Source organism: Thermodesulfobacteriota bacterium (assembly GCA_035325995.1).
GTDB lineage: Bacteria > Desulfobacterota_D > UBA1144 > Nemesobacterales > UBA2774 > JADLGH01.
Map to the genome: position 1 here is coordinate 1 of DAOKYU010000044.1, position 1,729 is coordinate 1,729.

The 1,729-nt window shown below is 61.2% G+C and carries 2 protein-coding genes; both read right to left on the reverse strand.

Annotation, left to right across the window (positions count from 1 at the left end; translation table 11 throughout):
* Positions 1-347: 347 nt before the first annotated feature.
* Positions 348-854, reverse strand: coding sequence for a hypothetical protein (locus PKC29_15585; GenBank protein HML96828.1), 507 nt, complete (start codon positions 852-854; stop codon positions 348-350).
* Positions 855-936: 82 nt separating this feature from the next.
* On the reverse strand, positions 937-1,452 hold the full coding sequence (locus PKC29_15590) for a hypothetical protein (GenBank protein ID HML96829.1): 516 nt from the start codon (positions 1,450-1,452) through the stop codon (positions 937-939).
* Between the last annotated feature and the right edge of the window lie 277 nt (positions 1,453-1,729).

Below are 1,729 nucleotides of genomic sequence, written 5' to 3' on the forward strand. Positions count from 1 at the left end.
GCGTGCAGGATTCCGAAGTAGCGAAAGCCTTGCTATTACCACCCGCCGCGCTTCAGCCGCCTGTAACTTCTGAACGTGCCACGTTCGTAAATCACACATACGTGCGTGACGCGCTTCAGAAAACCTTGGAGCCTCCCGTGCTATGCCGAAAAACACATGCGAAGAAGGAGGCAACTCGCTAACTACTCCTTCCGTACCGACGCCGACTACATCGCCTCCTGCACACGTGGCGTACAAAAAAAAACTCCCCGTCCCGCCGATTCAGGCGAAACGGGGAGCGTCTCTTTTCCGTTATTTATGAACGCGCCACGGCTCACGCGCCGTACACCGCGCCCGTCGCTTCGCGCCTACTGTCCCTCCACGCAAAGCGCCCTGACCTCGACGTCGAGGCAGTTGTCCACCGCGCCCGCGCCGGGCTTTCTCGTCACCGTCACCTTCCACCCGTTCCATCCGCTCGGGTCCATGTTGTCGGCGAAGTTAGACGTCACCCTGAGCTCGTCGATGTTTATCGTCGTCCCCTCGGCGATGAACCTGTACCCGCCGCCCAACGCGAACGTCCCCGGCGGGCACGTCGCCTTAAAGTCTATCGGCAATCCGGCCACCATGCTCGTCTGCCTGCTCTCGACCATCTCGTACACCTTCACCTTGCTGGCCGCGACAGTCGTCACGCCCGCCTCGTAAGGCGCGCACATCTCGGAGCACGACACGCCCTCCTGCGACGTGCAAACCGGTCCGGCCGGGGCCGCAGCAGCCGTCTGGCCCGGATCGTGGGCCGAAGCCGCCCCCGCCCACGCTATGACCGCACACAGAACTGCGCCGCCCAAAGCGGCCCTGAACCTTCTGATCGTCTCCATACCTTGCCTCCTTTATTGAATTTATTCCCTCCCTTCCTGTTCGCATTGTACTATATTCCACACCTGTGTTCAACCGCACGCGCTACCTCCACCGCCTCGGCCCGTGCCTGCGATACACTATAAACGCCCCGACGAGCCCGAGCAGTATGCCTATTCCTATCGCGCTGAACTCCCCGAGCGCGGGCACGTCCTGCTCTTCGGCCCGGCGGCTCGTGAACGAGCACGTCGTCACGCCCCCGGCCGACCCGTCCCTGCACTCGACCCTCACCCCATGCTCCGTCTCCGTTACGGCGGCGCCATCCGCCGCCTCGCACGACACGCCCGTAAGATGCCACCCCGGCGGCGCGTCTCCCCTGAGCGTCATTACTTTCCCCTCGGCAAGCGTCTTCCCGAACCCCTCCCCCGCCGTAACCTCCATAACGGCCGGATCGAACCCGTCTGTCTCGGTCACGATTCTAAAGACAGTCCCGTCGTGCAGCTCGGCCGCGTTTGTCACGGACACGTAACACTCATCCGCAGAGGCAGCCTTCGCCGAAAGCACGGACAGAAAAATAACGAGAATTAACCTCGCCCCCCGAAGCGAAATGAACTTCTTCAACACCATCTCCTCCGTCGGCAAAAATATTGCGAACCATTATACAATCCGCATCCCGAAAAATGAAGCCGGCGGGCTACGCCCGCTGGAATTCGAAGTGGCAGCGCCGTACCCATTGCCATCTACCGCGCGATTTAGTGTTCGAATTCGCTACGCCGGGAAACACACTACGTGCGTGTCACCTCGAACAACAATTCCGAGCGAGCGAGGAATCCCCACTCTTCTGTCATTCCTGCGCTTGTCGCGGCGTAGGTGAAGCCGTAGCCGGAGAGGCAGGAAC

What these genes read in the sequence shown, in the direction of transcription:
- PKC29_15585 (HML96828.1), bottom strand. Translation starts at nt 854, where the DNA reads ATGGAGACGATCAGAAGGTTCAGGGCCGCTTTGGGCGGCGCAGTTCTG.